We start from the raw sequence: 17636 nt of genomic DNA, 5'->3' as shown, positions 1-17636 counted from the left end.
TCGAGCGTTTCGCGTCGTTAATTTCGAAACCGTTTACCCCCAAGACGGCGATTTTTCGTTCATGAAGGTTCTGGTGACTGTGAAGGAGGTCGCTGAAGTCGCCGACGACTTCGAGATAGCGGGGACCGAGGTAGACGAGCGCTACCTCGAGTACGACCTGAACGAGTGGGACGACTACGCCGTCGAGGAGGCCGTCCAGTTGAAGGAGAACGGCCCGGCCGAGGAGGTCGTGACCGTGACCGTCGGTCCCGAGCGCTCCGAAGAGACCATCCGGATGGCGCTGGCGAAGGGGGCCGACCGGGCGGTCCGCGTCTGGGACGACGCGCTGGAGGAGCCCGACATCCTCGACGTCGAGACCAAGACGACCCTGCTCGAAGCGGTCGTCGAGGAGGAGGACCCCGACCTCGTCCTGACCGGCGTCCAGTCGGGCGACGACAACTTCGGCGCGACCGGCGTCTCGCTGGCCGACGAATTGGGCTTCCAGTGGGGCGCGGTCGTCAACGCGCTCGACTACGACGAAGCCGAGAACGTCGCGCACGTCCACCGCGAACTGGAGGGCGGCGTCGAGGAACTGACCGACATCGACCTGCCCGCGGTCCTCACGATTCAGACCGGTATCAACGAACCCCGGTACGCCAGCCTCCGGGGCATCCGACAGGCCCAGAGCAAGGAAATCGCGCCCAAGAGCCTCGACGACCTCGGTCTCGATGCGGGGGCCGTCGAGAGCGACCTCGACCTGACCGCCATGTACGAACCCGAGAGCGAGAGCGACGCCGAGATATTCGAGGGTGACGCCAGCGAGACCGCCGGGAAGCTCGCTGAAGTCCTCCGCGAGAAGGGGGTGGCAGAATGAGCGACGTGCTGGCCGTCACGGAACACCGCCGCGGCGAGTTGCGCGACGTGAGCTTCGAGGTCATCACCGCCGGGCGTAACCTCGCCGACGAGACCGGCGGCGACCTCCACCTCGCCGTAATCGGCGGCGACACCGAGTCGTTCGCCGACTCGCTCAACCGCGAGGGCGTGGACGCCGTCCACACCGTCTCGGAGGGCGAGGAGTTCGACCACGACGTGTACACCCAAGCGGTCGAAGCGCTCCACGCCGACCTCGACCCCGAGGTCCTGCTGATGCCCAACAGCGTCAACGGACTCGACTACGCGCCCGCGGTCGCCAACAGCCTCGACCTCCCGCTGGTGACCGACGCCGTGGGCCTCGACTACGACGACGGACTGACCGTCACCCGCGAGATGTACGGCTCGAAGGTCGAGACGACCGTCGAGGTGTCGGGCGACCAGCAGGCCGTCACCATCCGGAGCGCCGAGTGGCCCGCCGCCGAGGGCGTCGGCGACGCCGAAATCGCGGAGTTCGACGTGGACATCGAAGCCGACGACGGGTCGGTCGTCACCGGCTTCGAGGAGGTCGGCGGCGGTGACGTGGACATCAGCGAGGCCGACTTCATCGTCTCCATCGGCCGCGGTATCGAGGAGGAGGACAACCTCCCGCTCATCGAGGACCTCGTGGAAGCGACCGACGCGACGCTGGCGTCCTCGCGGCCCATCGTGGACAACGGCTGGCTCCCGAAGAACCGGCAGGTCGGCCAGTCCGGGAAGGTCGTCACGCCGACTGTCTACCTCGCCATCGGCATCTCGGGCGCGGTCCAGCACGTCGCCGGGATGAAGGGCGCAGACACCATCATCGCCGTCAACACCGACCCGAACGCGCCCATCTTCGACATCGCCGACTACGGCATCGTCGGCGACCTCTTCGAGGTCGTGCCCGAACTCATCGAAGAGTTCGAGTAACTCCGCTTACTCTCGATTTTTGCGCGTGGCGATACGCGACGCGTCTCGGTTGCGAACGCCGAGGAGTAGTCCGGTTTCGTTTCTCCGTAGCCGTTGCAGTTCCGACACGTATTTGATTCGTCGGTCGCCAGTCCCGTGCGATGAACGCTGCCGCGTTCCGGCGGACGCTGACGGTCGTCGTTATCGGCGTGGTCGTCCTCGCGGGAGGGCTGGGTCTCCTCGCCGCCTCGCTGTCCGCCGGGGGCGGGCAGTCCGCCGACCCCGCGGCGGTCCGCGGCGTCGGGCCGACGATCTCGGCGCTCCACGACGCGGGTGCGACCGGCGAGAACGTAACCGTCGGCGTCGTGGACGTGACCGGGTTCGACGCCGATTCGGGAACGCTCGACGGTCGCGTCACCGACGCCAGAGCGTTCGACTCCGAGACGTCGGTCTACGGCGGTGCGGGGACTCACGGCACCGCGGCGGCCGAGACGGTCGCGCGAGTCGCCCCCGACGCCGACCTCTATCTGGCGACCGTGGACTCCCCGAGAGGGTATCGGCGCGCGGTCGAGTGGCTCGTCGCCGAGGACGTGGACGTCGTCGTCGCCCCGGTCTCGTTCTACGGGATGCCCGGCGACGGGACGTCGGCCGTCGCCGAAGTCGCGGCGAGCGCGACCGAGGCGGGCGTCGTCTTCGTCGCGCCCGTCGGAAATCTCGCGCAGAGTCACTGGTCCGGCCGGTACCGAGCCGCCGGGAACGGCACGCTCGCGTTCGACGGGAACGCGCGCAACTACATCAGAGGAGACGGACGGGACGTGACCGTGTGGCTGTCGTGGGACCGCGCCCACCACGGACAGGACTACACCGCGAACCTCTACTGGACCGACGGTAAGCGGCGTCGGCTCGTCGCGCGCTCGTCGCCGTACCCCGGCGACGGGGTGCCCAACGAGCGCATCGTCGCCCGCGTCCAGTCGGGGACCTACTACGTGACGGTCGAGGGACCCGCGAACGCGACGGGTGCCCGTCTCGAGCTCTCGTCGCCGACTCACGACTTCCAGCACGTCCGGCCCGCGGGGAGCCTCGTCGCGCCCGCGAGCGCCCGGTCGGTCCTGGCGGTGGGCGCGTACGACGCTGATAGCGGCCGAGTCGAACCGTTCAGCTCCCGCGGGCCGACGTTCGACGGTCGAAACGGGGTTGACCTCGTCGCCCCGAGCAGTCCGGCCGCGGCCGACGCGGAGGGGTTCGTCGGCTCGTCGGCCGCCACCGCGTACGCCGGCGGCATCGCCGCACTCGTCGTAGACGAACGGCCGGGTCTCCCTCCGCGCGCGGTCGAGCGACGGATGGAGACCACCGCACTCGACGTCGGTGACGCCGGAATCGACCCGATAACAGGGCACGGCCGACTCCGGCCGCTCCCGGCGGTCGGCGTCGAGCGCAACGCGACCGGTTAAAGCCGGCTTTAAGCTATGGACAGGATTTAGTAGTCGCTTTACGGAGGATTCGACAACGAGACGCCATGTCGGGACTCATCGAACGACTGCAAGACCGGACCGCGAGCGGCGACGAGCAGTTGCGGGTCCTCGACGTCGAGGGCGAGGAGACCGACGACGTACTCGACGCGCTCGGTCCCGACACCCGCCGCGAGGTGTACCGGACGCTATTCGAGTCGCCCGGAACGCCCTCCGAACTCGCCGAGCGCGTCGATACGTCCGTCCAGAACCTCCACTACCACCTCTCGACCTTGGAGGAGGCCGGACTCATCGCACAGGTCGATACGCGATACTCCGAGAAAGGCAACGAGATGGCGGTGTACGCGCCCGCGACCGACCCGCTGGTTCTGGTCGGTGACCGCGACATCCGCCCGCAGGTCCAGAACTCGCTGGCGGAGGTGGTCGGCGGCGTCGGGGTGTTGGCGGCCGCCAGCCTGCTCGTCCAACGAGGCGTCGAGCAACTCGCGAGTCCGGCAATCGGACGGGGGACCGTGGTCGGCCCGGCCAGTCCGACGGCCGACCCGACGACGGCACGCGAGACCATCGCGTGGTTCGTGTTCGACCTCGCGGAACCGGGGGTCGTCTTCTTCGTCGGGTGTCTCCTCGTCATCGCCGTCGGGGCGCTCGTGATGGACCGATAGGCGCGAAGGGAGGAGAGGCGCGAAACGAGCGTCGCGGGGGTTCAGTTGCGGAAGAGACCGAGGACGACGCCGATGCCGAGTACCGCGAGGAGACCGCCGGTCGCTATCAGGCCGACGCTCCCGAGCAGTCGGTCGCCGGAGCCGTCGGGCGTCGAACCGGTCGCGTCGGTTCCGCCGGCGACGGTTCCGACCGTCGTCGCGGTCGCCGACGCCTCGTTGGGCGCTCCGCTGGTATCCGTGTAGACGACGACTCTTCCTTTGGCTTCCAGTTCGCCGTCCGTCGTCGGCCCGGCGTACAGCCGCACGTTGTAGGAGGCGGGCGCGAGCGGCGCGTCGAGCGAGGTCTCGGAACTCGCCTCGACGACGCGGGTCGTTCCGTTGTCCACGACGCCGAGCGTGGGCGCGTCGGTTCCCGCGTGGTCGGTGTGGAAGAGGATGGTCGCACTCCCGTCGCCGTCGCGGTCCCGGACGGTTCCGTTGACGACGTAGTTGACGTTCGGTCCGCCGATGGAGACCGAGACGGTTTCGGCCTGCCCGAACAGCACTTTGATGGACGCGGTTCGGTTCTGCGTGACTTCCGTGACCGCTTGAACGGCGGGACTATCGACCGACTGGGTGCTCTCGTCGGTCGAGGTCGTCGGCGTCGTGCAGTCGGTCGAGCAGACCACTCGTCCCTCCGCTTCGGCCAGCACGGTCTCGTTTCGGTAGACCCGCACCTCGAACGTCCCTCGGTCTACATCGCTCATGTCGAAACTCGCGTTGAACGTCCGATTGGCGGTGACCGTGGCCCTGTTCGTCTTCAGGAACGTCTCTCCTTTGAGGTTGATACTCAGGGTCGTTCCGGGGTCCAGCGTCGTCTTCCCGCGAATCGTCTGGTCCGGCGCTTGGTCGAGGGTCAACGTTTCGCCGTCGGTGAAGATGGTCGCGTCCGCTCCGTCGGTCGTCCCACCCGCCGCTTTCGGGACCGCCAGCGTCACTGCGACGCCGGACGTTACCGTGAGGAAGGCGAGGAGGACCGCGGACAGCGGTACGTCGCTCGTCAGTTCGCTCGGGGACATACGCGTCGATAGACGGAGGGACACGAAAAAGCTGTCACGTTACCTTAACCCGCGGTTTAAGCTACGGCTACTCGTCGAGACCCGACGACGCGGAGACGCCACGTATCGTCACGTACTTGTTTTATCGGTTCTGAGTCCCGGCCAATGGATTATCCGGAGTCCCGGAGGGCGATGGTCGAGGAACGTCTCGAATGCGTCCTCGACCGCGTCGAACCGACGGAACTCGCCGACGAGGTTCGGCACGTCGCGCTGTCGGGGGGCAAGCGCGTCAGGCCGACCGTCACCGTTCTGTCCTGCGAATCGGCCGGCGGCGAGGCGGAGGCGGCCGTCGATTTCGCGGTGGGCGTCGAACTCGTCCACGACGCCTCGCTGGTGGTAGACGACATCATCGACCGATCGGACACGCGCCGCGGGAGCGCGAGCGCGTGGGCCGAGTACGGCTACTCGCCGGCCATCGTCGCCAGCGACGGTCTCATCGGCGAGGCCTTCGAGCTGTTCTCGCCGGACCCGCGAGCGATGGAGGCGGTCGCCGACGCGATGGTCGAACTCGGCGAGGGCGAGGCGACCGAACTCGTCGCCCGGCCGACCAACCGCGAGGAGTACATGGAGTTGGCCCGCCGGAAGACCGGGGCGTTGTTCCGGGCCGCCGCGGAATTGGGCGCGATAGCCGCCGACGCCGACCCCACCACCGTCGAGGCGTTCGGCGAGTACGCCGAGAAGGTCGGCGTCGCCTTCCAGATTCGGGACGACGTGTTGGACGCGACCGCCGACGAGGGCGACCTGGGCAAGCCGACCGGCCACGACGCCGAGATGGGCCGACCCTCCATCGTCCGGGTGACCGACCTCGACGCCGACGAGGCCGCCGGCCTCGCCCACCGGAAGTCCGACGAGGCGCTGGCGGCACTCGACCGGGCCGCCACGCCCGACCTCGCGGCGACCGACTACCTCCGCGACCTCGCAGAGTTCGTCGTGACCCGGGAGCACTAGCGGGTCGTTTCTCCTCACATCGCCGAATTACGCCGATTTACGTCGCGTTACGTCGCGTTACGTCGCGGAACCCATCGAACGACGTCGGTCGCTTAAGGACGTTCGCGGCCTTCCACCTATGGGTTGTGAACCCATGACAGGGAAATTCGACGGCGGCGAGTCCTCCCGCCGGACGTTCCTGACGGGAGCGCTCGCGGGCGGACTGGCCATCGGAACCGGTACGAACGTGGCGCTGGCCCAGGACGAGGACGAGGTCGACACTAAACGGTACGAGGCGCTGATATTCGCGGGGAGCTTCCACCCCGGCGCCCGGTTCGAGGTGACCTCCGACGTGCTGAACTACACGCCGGTCGTCCCGCAAGGGGCGCGGACGTTCGGCGAGTACAACTCGCGGGTCATCAAATATCTGAACACCGGCGAGCGCGTGCTGTTCTTCCCGGCGAACGACGCCGAGGTGCAGAAAGGGGCGGTGTACGAACTCAGCCAGAGCCTCCGGCCCGTCAATCAGCGCGGGACGCCGGTATGGCAGGTCACGTTCGGACCGGTCTCCGAATCGGAGACGACGGGTCGAACGACGACTGAAGCCGGTGAACAGACGACGACGGAAGCGGGGAGACAGACGACGACTGAGGCGAGCGAAGGAACGACCACGGACGGCTAACCGACCTGCTCGGCCCGGCGGGACCGCCGCGACTCCGCGATGGCGAACGCCAGCGTGCTCGTGAGACCGAGCAGGGTCCCGACCGTGAGCATGACCGCGAGGTAGGTGAGCCGCGGGAGTTCGAGCGGCACTCGATGGAGGAAGTACGCGCTGATGGCGTGCAACACGAGCGCGATGGAGAGGACGTAGAACGGCGCGTTGAGGTAGCGCCACTGGAAGCGGTCGGCCAGATACTCGTCGGTGATCTGACCGAGGCTGGTGGTGACGCCCGCCGCGGTGAACCACGTCACCGCGCCGTGGACCAGCGCCGCCAGTACTTCGAGCGGTCCCATCGCGTCGCCGGTCGCCGCCTCGACGGACTCCAGAGTCTCGACGCCGCGGACCCCGCCGACGACCAGCAGGGCGGCCGCGACGACGTAGGTGATTAGCGTCACTCTGCCCGCGTAGAGGCTATTTCTGGCCTTCTCGGCCGCGCGGTCGAGGAGGCGCTCGACGCCGAGTCCCCGGCCGAGGACGTAGAGCCCCAGCAGGCCCGAGGTGACGCCGAAGACCGCCGCGCCGGGAAGCCCGAGCGAGTCCGAGATGATGGCGAGGGGGTAGATGAGAAGCAGGATGCCCAGCGGGACGAGGATGGTCCCGCGCGTCTCGGGGTCGTCCAGCACCTGCTTGATGGTGTAGTACATCGATTCGAGGTCCTGTGCCTGCCGGACGACGACCCGGCGCACGCCGTCGATGGGCACCCGCGAGCGGATGACCGGAATCACGCTCTCGTCCTGCGCGCCGTCGGTGACGATGACCGCTTGGACCTCCTCGCGGGTCGAGAGGCTGGCCAGCACCTCGTCCACCTCGTCGCCGACCGCCCGGTTCGCGGCGACGTCGCCGGTCTCTGTCCCCGTGACGACCGCGACTTCGACGGTCTCGTCCTCGATGCGGTCCGCGAGGTGGACGCCCTCGAACATGACGTTCACGTCGCTGTCCTCTGGGTCAGCGGTCGCTAACGAGACCGCGGCGGCTTCGACGTTGTCGCGGCCGATGACGGGGGTATCGAAGTCGGTCTTGCGGCCGAGGTCGTCGTCGAGGTCCACGCAGAGGACCAACAGCATTACTCGGGGGTATGCGTCCGGGGTTTAACTTCTTTCGGGGATTTCGACAGTGCCGGCGACCATTTATTACTTAAATCTTTACATTATTACATCGTTATTTCCGTCTGGAGGTGACAAACGATGCTACTGACCGACCTGTTCAACACCTGCTGTCCCGAACCGTGTACGCCGGACGACTGCTGGGCGTAGACGGCACGACATCGTGATTTTTTGTCGGGCGGCGTCGCCGTCTCCCTCGCGGTAGCGCGGCGTAGCACCACCGCATCGCTCCGCTCCCCGATTCGCACGCTTTTTCAGCGTCGGACGAATAAACCACTACTAACGAATGATATCGAAGGGTTGCGAACAGTGCGCCAAAGGCGGCAAGATGGTCCTCTTCGTCTACGGCTACTGCGACCAGCGGGACTGCTTCTACTGCCCCCTCGGCGAAAACCGCAAGAACGTGACCGACGTGTACGCCAACGAGCGGAAAGTCGAGTCCGACGAGGACGTACTCGCGGAGGCCAAGCGCATGGACGCGCTCGGCACCTCCATCACCGGCGGCGAACCCCAGGAGGCGATGGAGAAGACCTGTCGGTACCTCCGCCTGCTCAAAGACGAGTTCGGCGAGGACCACCACACGCACCTCTACACCGGCATCACGGGCGGCCGCGAGAACATGCGCCGCCTCTCGGAGGCCGGACTCGACGAGATTCGGTTCCACCCGCCGCTCGAACTGTGGGGCGAGATGCACGGCACCGAGTGGGAAGAGATTCTATACATCGCCCGCGAGGAGGGCCTGACGCCCGCGTTCGAGATTCCCGGCATTCGCGCCGAGGAGGAGTTCCTCGACTTCTTGGACGAGGGCGCGGCCGAGTTCTGTAACGTCAACGAGTTCGAGATGTCGGACGGGAACTTCCGCCGGATGCAGGAGGAGGGCTACGAACTGCAGGACGGCCACATGAGCGCCGTCGAGGGGTCGAAGGAGATTCTGGACGCGATGGGCGACCACGAGCGCGTCTACTTCTGTACCTCGGTCTTCAAGGACGCCGCCCAGCACCGCAACCGGATGAAGCGCATGGCCCGGAACATCCGCCGGGAGTTCGACGACGTGACCGACGACGGGACGCTGGTCTACGGCAAGACGTGGGAACCCGAGCGCCGCCTCGAAGAGTTGGGCGTGCCCGAGGAGTTCTACACCGTCAAGTCCGACCACATCGAACTGGCGTGGTGGTTGCTGGAGGAGATGATAGAGGAGGGCGACGTGGAGGAGGGCGAAATCGTCGAGCAGTACCCGACCGTGGACGGGCAGGTCGTCGAGCGGACGCCGCTGGCGTAAATTTCTGTGAAGGAGACGCTGTCAGACTCTTCATCTCTGATGGAGGTCCGGGCGCGTACGTCTCAGCGCGCTTCGACTTGATTTCCCCCGCTGGGAACCGGGATACTTTTGCGACGCTTTACCACAGATGTCGGCGTAGTCGTCGGTATGTCCGGAGACGACGAATACGAGACCGAGATGACGGCCACCCGTGACGACGTAGCGACAGTGCTGAGCGGAGTGATAGACGGGATTACCGCGGGGTCGATCCGCTTAGGCGACGGAGCCGATGCCGTCAGCGTCGAGGTTCCCGAGGACATCACGCTCGAAATCGAACTCGAAGCCGAGGACGACGAACTGAGTCTGGAACTCGAACTGGAGTGGCCCCGCCCGGAAGTCGAAGAGTCCGCCGACTCTCCGACCGAGAGCTCATCCGGGGAACCCATCGAGGACCCCTCCGGAGAGTACGAACTGGCTGCACCCGTGGGAGCCGCCGACGCGTCCCAAACGCTCGCCCGGTTCGAAGTCTTCCGTGACCGGGCCGACGAGTGGCGATGGCGGCTCCGCCACCGCAACGGGAACGTCATCGCTACCAGCGGCGAGGGGTACACGCGAAAACACAACGCCCAGAAGGGACTTCGGAGCGTCGTGCAAAACGCGCCGGAAGCGGAGGTCGTCGAGGATTCCGAACGCTGACAGCCATCGCTAAAAGGCCAGTAGAGTGATGAACGCCGATACCGAGTCTTTACTGCCGAAGAGGGCCACGGAGGCCAAAACCGACCGCGGGGGTTCCACACTATGAGTCAACGACCACCAGAGGACGAATATCGAGAGCAGTCCGAACGACGCAGTCGAGATACGGACCCGGAGCCGCGAGACCGCCGTCGGTCCCCCGAGTTCGCCCAGATGCAACGGGAGAAGGCCCACCACCAGCGGCGAGACCCCGAAACGGGGAGATTCACCTCGGAAATCCAGCAGACGCCCGACGCCTCCACTCGGGACTCCACGCCGCACGAAGCTCCACCGAGCCAGAGCCAGTCTCAGCAGACGGGTGGACAGCAAAGGCCCCCACAGCAGCCTCAACGAGGTAGCCAGCGACAGCCCCAGCAAGCCCATCAGCAGATGGGGCCACAGCAGGGCAGACGGCAACAATCACAGCAGCCTCACCAGCAGAGCCAGCAACCCCGGGAGAGTCAGCAGGGTGGGCAACGCCAATCCCCGCAACAGGGCCTCCAACAGCGGCCCCGACGGACCGACCAGCAGCCCCAACAGGGTTCTCGACAGCCTCGCCGACAGAGCGACCAACAGCCTCGCCGACAGAGCCAGCACCCCCGACAGGGCGGTCAGCAACAGCCCCAGCAAGCCCAACAGCAGGGGGAATCACAGCCGGGCAGACGGCCGCAACCCCGCGAGCAACCCCAGCAACCCCCACAACAGCAAGACCGGAGGCAGGGGCAACAGGGCACCCAAAAACAGCCTCAACAGCAGTCTCGGCGATACTACGTGCGGTATCACCGATACTATCGTGGGTAACCGAGCTTCCGCCGTCCGGATTCAACTTCTTCGACGACGCTCGGGCCACCTACGAAAGGGAACCCTACGTCAGGAATTATACGTTAGCGGCCACGAACGTCACGTATGAACAGCAATCGCCGCGCCGAAATCCGCGACGAGGTCGCGGCCCACGCCGAGGAGGTCTTCGCGGGCGTCGAGTCGCGCTGGGACGACGTGCCCCGATTGGAGCCGCTGACCGTCGAACCGCTCCCGGACGACGAGGCGTCGTTTCCGGAGAGCGACGACGAATTCTTCGACCGGTTCTACCCGTACGCCGCGGGCGCGGCCGTCACCGACGACGAGGGCCGACTGCTCTGCGTCTACAGTCCGGTCCGCGACGAGTGGGAGACGCCCGGCGGTGCCGGGGAGTCGGGCGAGCGCCCGGCGGAGACCGCGTGCCGGGAAACCCGCGAGGAGACCGGCGTCGAGTGCGAGTTGACGGGCGTCCTCCAGACGCGACTGATGGAACTCGACCTCGGCGAACCCGAACTCCTCCCGATTCCGGTCGTGGAGTTCACCGGTCGAGTCGCCGGCGGGGAGGAACTGGCCGGAGACGAAATCGACGCCCACGGCGGGGTTTCGGACCTCGACTGGTTCGGTCCCGACGAGTTACCGAGCCACGTCCGAGAGTACGAGCAGAAAGTCGCGCACCTCCGGTCGCTTGACCGGCGCGAGAAGTGAGGAGAGAGCGTTTACACGCCAGTAGAGTACCGCAGAATCCCGGCGACGCCGCCGAACGCCGACTGCAACTGCTCGCCCTTCTCGAAGTCGGTGGAGATGAACTTCGTCTCGGTCCCGCGCTGCTCGGCGATGTTCATCAGGAACTCGATGGCGTCCTCGCGCTCCTCGGCCTCGACCTCCGACCCGTCCTCGCAGGTGTGGCTCGGCGTGTCTTGGCGCTGGTCGATGAACTCGTACTCCTCTTTCTCGCCGCAGTCGTAGACCACCACGTCCTTCCGGAGGTCCTCGCTCAGCAGGAGGCGGTCCACCGACCCCATGACGAGGTTCTGACGGGTCGGCTCGAACCCGTAGGTCGCCTTGTTGCCGTCGTGAAGCTGTTTGAAGAACTCCTCCATCTCGTTCTTATCCTTCATCACCTCGGCGTCGGCCAGCGCGTCCTCCGCGTTGTCGACGAGGTCGTAGAGACCCGACTCGTCGGTGTAGGCCACGTCGAACTTCCCGAGGACTTGGTCCTGAAGCTCGTGGTGGAGGTAGTCGCCGTCGAGGAACTCGTCTTTGGTCGGTGAGGGACCGCCGACGAGGACGCCGTCCAGTTCTCCCCGCTTCGGAACGAACAGGTCGTTGGCCATCTCGGCGACCTCTTGATAGAAGTTGTCGATGGCTTCGAGGCGCAGGCGGGCGAACCGTTGGGCGGACTGACCACCTTTGCGCTGTTTGCCCGGCACGAGCGACGAGGCGGATTTGACGGGTTCGACGCGCTTGCCCTTCAGCCACCCGACGTTGGCCTCGCGTCGGTCCAGGACGATGAGACCGTACAGACCCTTGTCGGCCAGCATGCCCTCCAGCGGTTCGGTGAGGAACGCCGAGTCGCAGTGGTAGCGGAACGACTGGACGGGGTCCGGCGGATTTTCGAGGACTTTCGTGACCATCTCTGTCCGGCCGCCCCCGGAGTCGATGGCACCGCTGAAGATGACGATGCCGTTGTCCGGCGGGTAGACGTCGTAGTATCGCAGACGGTCCTTGATGGAGGTGAGCGCGTCTTGGACGTTCGTGCGGGTCTGCTTGGACTTGATGTTGCTCGCTTCGCTGTGCTCTTGGGTAACGTGCGCGACCACGTCGCTTATCTGCTTGTCCGGCGGGATGTAGATAGTGACGAGTTGAGTCCCCGACCCTTCGTAGTCTTTCAGGTCCTCGATGACCTTCTGGAACTCGTACTTTTTCCTGTCGGACTGCTCGCCTTCCTGCTCGCTCATTAGGACGTTCTAGGCTAGCCAGAGGGTAAGTAACCTTTGCATACACTCGCCGTGTATCGAACGCGGATGCGCGGACGAGGCCGGTTAGCCGCTTTCGAGGGAGAACGGCGAGGGTCGCGTCCGCGAGCACAATCTCAGTCGTCGGACCCGGCCGACGCCGTGAGTCCGCGCTCCTACTCCTGCGAGGAAGTCGTGAACGGGGTGATGGCGGCGGTGCGCTGGGCGACGACAGAGACTCGAATCACGAACGCGAACAGAATCGCCAGTGGTGCCGCCGTGATGCAGATCGCGACGGGCACGACCACCGCGAGCGTGGAGGGAGCGAGAATCGGTTGCGTCGAGGCCGCGAACACCAGCAACATCGTGAGTGCGGTGAGTTCGGCGGGGACGCCGACGTAGAGTAACACCCGCGACAGGTAGGCGAGTTCGTCCTGTAGGTACAGCGTCTTGAAGTACTGGCGGGCCACGTCCATCTGCTGGATGCGGACGACGAGTTCGTCGAGGTGGTCGTCGATATCCTCGGTGAGCAACTCCTCGTGGGTCGTCTGTAGGTCCCGGACGCGGTAGATTTCCTGCGAGTAGTTGGTCTTCAGCGTGACCGACAGCGCGTTGAACAGGCCCACGTCGCTCCGTTCGAGGACCCGTCTGGAGTGTTCGATGGTCCGAATCGTGTCGTCGAGGAGGTCGGACAGCGCCTCGGCGGCGTCGGGGTCGGTAATCTCGTCCGTCTGCTCGTCGGCCGATTCGACGCACTGCTGGGTGCTCTCCAAGAGCATCTCCAAGAAGTCCGAGGGCGTGACCGGCGCGACCTCGCGGGTCAGCGTCTCCTCGACGGAGTTGCGGTACTCGTTGACGCCCTGAATCTCCTCGCGGAGACCGCCCGGCGAGTTGAGATGCTGGGAGATGACCAGTTGGTTGATGGAGAGGACGATGGTGATGAGCGTCAGGTTCCCGCCGATGAGCGAACTGAAGATGTAGAACAGCGGGACCATCTGCTCGTGGGCCATCCCGATGAGCAGTTCGATGGCGAGGAAGAACATAAGAAAAGCGACTAGTATCATGCCGGCGATGACGACCCGGTTCTCCAGCAGGAAGAACCACTCGAACGGATTTTTCAGCACGGAGCCGAGACCGTTGCTGAGTTGCGGAAAGGTGTACTCGTCGGACGAATCGCCGTCGGTCGTCTCCCCCATTCTTGTCACAATCTGGGCCGGAAGCCGGTTGAATACTTCGGCCACCCGACGCAACCGGGCCGAAAGTGTCGCCGCTGACGGACTAACTTTATATGCGTGTCATGGTTCGATTGGGACAACGAGTATCATGTCCGACACGGTATACGCGATAGCGAGCGGCAAAGGAGGTGTCGGGAAGACGACGACCGCCATCAACCTCGGCGCGATGCTGGCCGACCGGGGTCATTCGGTCGTCGTCGTGGACACCGACTTGGGGATGGCGAACCTCGCCGACTTCCTCGACTTCGAGATAGAGACGCCGACGCTCCACGAGGTGCTGGCGGGCGAGGCCGACTTCGAGGCGGCCGTCTACCGAGCGCCCGGCGACATCGACGTCCTCCCGAGCGCGACCGACATCCAAGCGTTCGTCAAGTCCGACCCCGCGAACTTGCAGAGCGTCGTGGCCTCGCTCCGCGAGGCGTACGACTACGTCCTGCTGGACACGGGTGCCGGCGTCAGCTACGACACCCTCGTTCCGCTGGCGCTGGCCGACGCCGTCCTGCTGGTGGCGACCCCCGACGTGGCCTCGGTCCGAGACACCGCCAAGACCGGCGAACTCGCCGAGCGCGTCGAGACCGCGGTCCGGGGCGCGGTCCTGACCCAGCGCAGCAGCGACATTCTGAACGCCGACGACGTGGAAGAGACCCTCGGTACGGACGTCCTCGCGGTCGTCCCGCAGGACGAGGCGGTCCCGATGGGCATCGACGCCGGGCGACCGCTCGCCGCGTTCGCGCCCAACGCGCCCGCCGGACAGGCGTACCGCGACCTCGCGGCGGTGCTGACCGGCGAGGCCGACCCCGACCCGGAACTCGACGCGAGCGCCGACGACGAGACCGGCGAGAGTACCGAGACCGACGAGAGCGCCGACGCCGCCGAGACCGAACCGTTCGAGATGGGGTCGAGAGACGCGCCAGCACCTGACGCCGCCCCGTCGGACGCCCCCTCGTCGGATGCCGCCGACGTACAGGACGCCGACCCACAGGACGCCGCCGACCCACAGGACGCCGGTCCGGCGGCCGCACCCGTCGAACAGGACGGAGACGCCTCCGAGGACCCGCTCAGCGCCGACGCCGCGCGGAACGTCCGGGACGCGCTCGGCGACGCCTCCGGCGGCGACGCCGACGCCCTGTTCGGCGGGCAGTCCGGACGCGAGTCGGGAGGTCAGTCCGCAGGCGCGTCGGCGGATGAGTCGGCGGCGTCCGGCGAATCGCCGGACGCCGCCGACTCTCCGGGCGCAGACCGGTCCGCCGATTCCGCGGCGGACGACGGGGCCGACGACGCCTCGGAGACCGGCGAGGCCCGGAGCGTGGACGACCTCATCAGCGAGCACATCAGCGACGAACGACTCGCCGCGAGCGGGGACGACCCACTCGCCACGGACGAAGACGACCCGCTGACCACAGGTGAAGACGACCCGCTCGCCGCGAGCGACGACTTCGCGTCCGAGGGCGGCGATTCCCCCGAAGACGGTGGGAACGCCCGCGACGCGGGCGACGAAGGTGCGCTCGGCGCACTCGACGAGAGCGCGGCGAGCGAAGCGACGGAGCGCGAGACCGAGGCGGAGGAAGGGACCGACGCGAGCGAGGACACGCCCGGCGACGAGGACGGCGTCCCCTTCGGAAGCGAGGAGTCGCTCGCTCCCGGTGGCGAGGATTCGACCGAAAGCGCCGAGAGCGACCCGCCCGCGGACGACGGCGGCGACCCAGTGAGCGAGCGCGGCGACGAGGAGGGCGTCCCCTTCGAGACGCGCGGCCGAGACGAGAACGCGCAGAACGCCATCGCGGACGCGACGCGGGCCGACGACGAGTCGGCGGAGGGCAGTCCCGAGTCCGACGACGCCGACGGGCCGGACGACGAATCGGAACAGGGCGGCATGCTGGGTCGCATCGGCTCGTTGTTCAAGTGACGGCGCGAAGTCATAAGGTGCTTCGCGGCGGAACGTATCAGCATGGCAGACGATACCGCGGTTCCGTTCTGGTGGATACTGCTGTTCGTGATTCTGGCGCTGGGAGTCGGCGCGGGGGCTATCCTATTCGTCGGTGGACAGGTGATATCGGTCGGCGTCGGAATCGGGGGAAGCGTCGCGCTCCCGGCGTGATTACATCGACCGGGGCGCGGCGACGCCCAGCACTTGCAGGGAGTTGCCGACCGCGTGCTTCGACGCCGCGACGAGTGCGAGGCGGGCGTCGCGCAGGTCGTCGTCGACGTCGTCGGACAGGACCGGACATTCGCGGTAGAAGGTGTTGAACGTCTCGGCGATTTCGCGGGTGTAGGTGGCGACGACGTGCGGTTCGAGGTCTTCGGCGGCCTCCTCGATGACGGCGGGGAAGCGCGCGACGACCTCCAGCAGGTCGCGCTCGGCCTCCGTGTCGAGCAGGGAGGCGTCGAAGGAGTCGGGGGCCGTCCGGAGTCCGGCCTCGTCCAAGATGCCACAACAGCGAGCGTGGACGTACTGGACGTAGGGCGCGCTCTGGGCCTCGAAGTCGAGGGCGCGGTCCCACTCGAAGGTGATGGCCTTGGTGGGTTGCTTGGACACGATGTCGTAGCGGACCGCGCCGATGCCGACCTGCTCGGCGATGCGCTCGACGTCCTCGTCGGTCAGGTCGTCGTCGCGGATGCGGTCGTCCAGTCGGGTTTCGACCTCCTCGCGGGCGCGGTCGATGGCCTCGTCGAGCAGGTCGTCGAGGTCGATGCCGGTGCCTGCGCGGGTGGACATCTTCCCCTCGGGGAGGTTGACGTAGGAGTAGATGACCTGCTGTAACTGGTCGGTGTCGTTGCCCAGCAGGTCGAGCGTGGCGTTCATCTGACTGGCCTGTAGCTTGTGGTCCTCGCCGAGGACGGTCACGGCGCGGTCGTACTCCTCGAACTTCCACTCGTGGTGGGCGAGGTCGCGGGTTGCGTAGAGAGTGGTGCCGTCCGAGCGCAGGAACACGAAGTTCTTCTCGATGCCGAACTCGTCCAGTTCGAGTTGCCACGCCTCGTCCTCGTAGACGGCCTCGTCCAGTTCCTTCAGGCGAGCCACCACGTCGTCCGCCGACCCGTCGCGGAGGAAACGGGTCTCCTTGACGAACTCGTCGAACTCGGCGGGCAGGCGGTCCAGCGTCTCGCGCATCCCGCCGAGGACGGTATCGACCACTTCTTGGACGCGCTCGTAGGTCGCTTCGTCGCCCGCTTCGAGGCCCTGCATGATGTCCTGAATCTCGGCCTCGGCTTCCTCGACCTCGTCGGGGTCGCCGTTCTCCAGGAAGTCGTTGCCCTTCCGGTAGTAGCGCACGAGGTCGTAGTCGTCCTTGTCGCGCTCGGGGTCGGAATCGAGGTCCGCCTCGTCGAACGTCTCGTAGGCCCACGTGAAGACGGCCATCTGGCGGCCCGCGTCGTTGACGTAGTAGTGGCGGTCCACGCTGTACCCCGCGAACGAGAGGACCCGCGCCACGGCGTCGCCGACGATGGGGTTGCGGGCGCGGCCGACGTGGACCGGGCCGGTCGGGTTCGCGCTGGTGTGTTCGACCACGACCTCCTCGCCGGTCGGTTCGAGATGGCCGAAGTCGGTGCGCTGGGCCTCCTCGACGGTGCCCTCGTAGTAGGCGTCGCTCGGCGCGAAGTTGACGTAGGGACCCTGCGCCGTCGCGGCCGAAATCAGGTCGTACTCGCTCGCGTCTATCTCGTCGGCTAGCTGGCCCGCGACCTGCGGCGGGGGCGCGCCGACCTCGCCCGCGAGTCGGAACGCCGCGCTGGAAGCAAGTACGGCCTCGACGCCCTCCGGCGGGTCCTCGACGCCGAGGTCGTCTGTCGGGAGGTCGAGCGCTTCGAGTGCGGAGGTCAGAGCCGCCTCCACGTCGTCGCGGAACTGAAGATACATCGTTACCGGATGGTTTTCGACCGGCGGGTAAATGGGTTTCT

Annotated in this window: 16 protein-coding genes; 11 read left to right on the top strand and 5 right to left on the bottom strand. The window is 66.6% G+C overall.

Features of this window, described 5'->3' with window-relative positions; translation table 11 throughout:
* Nucleotides 1–61 precede the first annotated feature (61 nt).
* From M0R88_RS07395 to M0R88_RS07380, 4 genes are all read left to right on the top strand, one after another.
* Nucleotides 62–853, top strand: a complete 792-nt coding sequence (locus tag M0R88_RS07395; RefSeq protein ID WP_248656299.1) for an electron transfer flavoprotein subunit beta/FixA family protein — start codon at nt 62–64, stop codon at nt 851–853.
* Nucleotides 850–1800, top strand: coding sequence for an electron transfer flavoprotein subunit alpha/FixB family protein (locus M0R88_RS07390; protein ID WP_248656298.1), 951 nt, complete (start codon nt 850–852; stop codon nt 1798–1800). The genes M0R88_RS07395 and M0R88_RS07390 overlap by 4 nt, the downstream gene beginning before the upstream one ends.
* 140 nt (nt 1801–1940) lie before the next feature.
* Entirely contained in the window at nt 1941–3230 is a 1290-nt protein-coding gene (locus M0R88_RS07385) for a S8 family serine peptidase (protein ID WP_248656297.1), read from the top strand.
* Between the two features lie 65 nt (nt 3231–3295).
* Complete coding sequence (locus M0R88_RS07380; protein ID WP_248656296.1) at nt 3296–3910, top strand: ArsR/SmtB family transcription factor; 615 nt, start codon at nt 3296–3298, stop codon at nt 3908–3910.
* Nucleotides 3911–3951: 41 nt separating this feature from the next.
* On the opposite strand, the gene M0R88_RS07375 is transcribed toward M0R88_RS07380, so the two are convergent.
* Nucleotides 3952–4968: a BGTF surface domain-containing protein gene (locus tag M0R88_RS07375; protein WP_248656295.1), complete on the bottom strand. Its 1017-nt coding sequence runs from the start codon at nt 4966–4968 to the stop codon at nt 3952–3954.
* Between the two features lie 144 nt (nt 4969–5112).
* Here M0R88_RS07375 and M0R88_RS07370 point away from each other — a divergent pair, with 144 nt between their 5' ends.
* Nucleotides 5113–5955, top strand: a complete 843-nt coding sequence (locus M0R88_RS07370) for a polyprenyl synthetase family protein (RefSeq protein ID WP_248656294.1) — start codon at nt 5113–5115, stop codon at nt 5953–5955.
* Between the two features lie 133 nt (nt 5956–6088).
* Nucleotides 6089–6616 (top strand): hypothetical protein, encoded by a 528-nt coding sequence (locus M0R88_RS07365; RefSeq protein WP_248656293.1) that lies wholly within the window; start codon nt 6089–6091, stop codon nt 6614–6616.
* Here the strand turns inward: M0R88_RS07365 and M0R88_RS07360 are convergent.
* The gene (locus M0R88_RS07360; protein WP_248656292.1) at nt 6613–7719 is read right to left on the bottom strand and encodes a DUF373 family protein; all 1107 of its coding nucleotides are present in this window, start codon (nt 7717–7719) and stop codon (nt 6613–6615) included. The genes M0R88_RS07365 and M0R88_RS07360 overlap by 4 nt on opposite strands.
* A 325-nt stretch (nt 7720–8044) precedes the next feature.
* Between M0R88_RS07360 and M0R88_RS07355 the strand changes: the two genes are divergently transcribed.
* The 3 genes from M0R88_RS07355 to M0R88_RS07345 all read left to right on the top strand — a co-directional run bounded on the left by M0R88_RS07355 (nt 8045) and on the right by M0R88_RS07345 (nt 11251).
* Complete coding sequence (locus M0R88_RS07355; protein ID WP_248656291.1) at nt 8045–9037, top strand: radical SAM protein; 993 nt, start codon at nt 8045–8047, stop codon at nt 9035–9037.
* A gap of 147 nt (nt 9038–9184) precedes the next feature.
* The gene (locus M0R88_RS07350; protein ID WP_248656290.1) at nt 9185–9712 is read left to right on the top strand and encodes an HVO_2922 family protein; all 528 of its coding nucleotides are present in this window, start codon (nt 9185–9187) and stop codon (nt 9710–9712) included.
* Between the two features lie 942 nt (nt 9713–10654).
* Nucleotides 10655–11251, top strand: a complete 597-nt coding sequence (locus M0R88_RS07345; RefSeq protein WP_248656289.1) for an NUDIX hydrolase — start codon at nt 10655–10657, stop codon at nt 11249–11251.
* Nucleotides 11252–11262: 11 nt separating this feature from the next.
* Here M0R88_RS07345 and prf1 read toward each other — a convergent pair whose 3' ends face one another.
* Both prf1 and M0R88_RS07335 read right to left on the bottom strand, forming a co-directional pair.
* Nucleotides 11263–12504, bottom strand: coding sequence for a peptide chain release factor aRF-1 (gene prf1, locus M0R88_RS07340; RefSeq protein WP_248656288.1), 1242 nt, complete (start codon nt 12502–12504; stop codon nt 11263–11265).
* 173 nt (nt 12505–12677) lie between these two features.
* A complete protein-coding gene (locus M0R88_RS07335) occupies nt 12678–13697 on the bottom strand; it encodes a DUF7972 family membrane protein (RefSeq protein WP_248656287.1) in 1020 nt (339 codons plus the stop codon).
* 127 nt (nt 13698–13824) lie between these two features.
* Here M0R88_RS07335 and minD point away from each other — a divergent pair, with 127 nt between their 5' ends.
* Together minD and M0R88_RS07325 are read left to right on the top strand one after the other, a co-directional pair.
* Entirely contained in the window at nt 13825–15642 is a 1818-nt protein-coding gene (minD, locus tag M0R88_RS07330) for a cell division ATPase MinD (RefSeq protein ID WP_248656286.1), read from the top strand.
* Between the two features lie 42 nt (nt 15643–15684).
* Nucleotides 15685–15834: a hypothetical protein gene (locus tag M0R88_RS07325; protein WP_248656285.1), complete on the top strand. Its 150-nt coding sequence runs from the start codon at nt 15685–15687 to the stop codon at nt 15832–15834.
* Here M0R88_RS07325 and argS read toward each other — a convergent pair whose 3' ends face one another.
* A complete protein-coding gene (gene argS, locus M0R88_RS07320; protein ID WP_248656284.1) occupies nt 15835–17595 on the bottom strand; it encodes an arginine--tRNA ligase in 1761 nt (586 codons plus the stop codon).
* Nucleotides 17596–17636 lie beyond the last annotated feature (41 nt).

The organism is Halorussus gelatinilyticus (genome assembly GCF_023238445.1).
Taxonomy (GTDB): Archaea; Halobacteriota; Halobacteria; order Halobacteriales; family Haladaptataceae; genus Halorussus; species Halorussus gelatinilyticus.
Note: the sequence above shows the minus strand (reverse complement) of the source record. Positions and strands in the feature narration are given on the sequence as shown.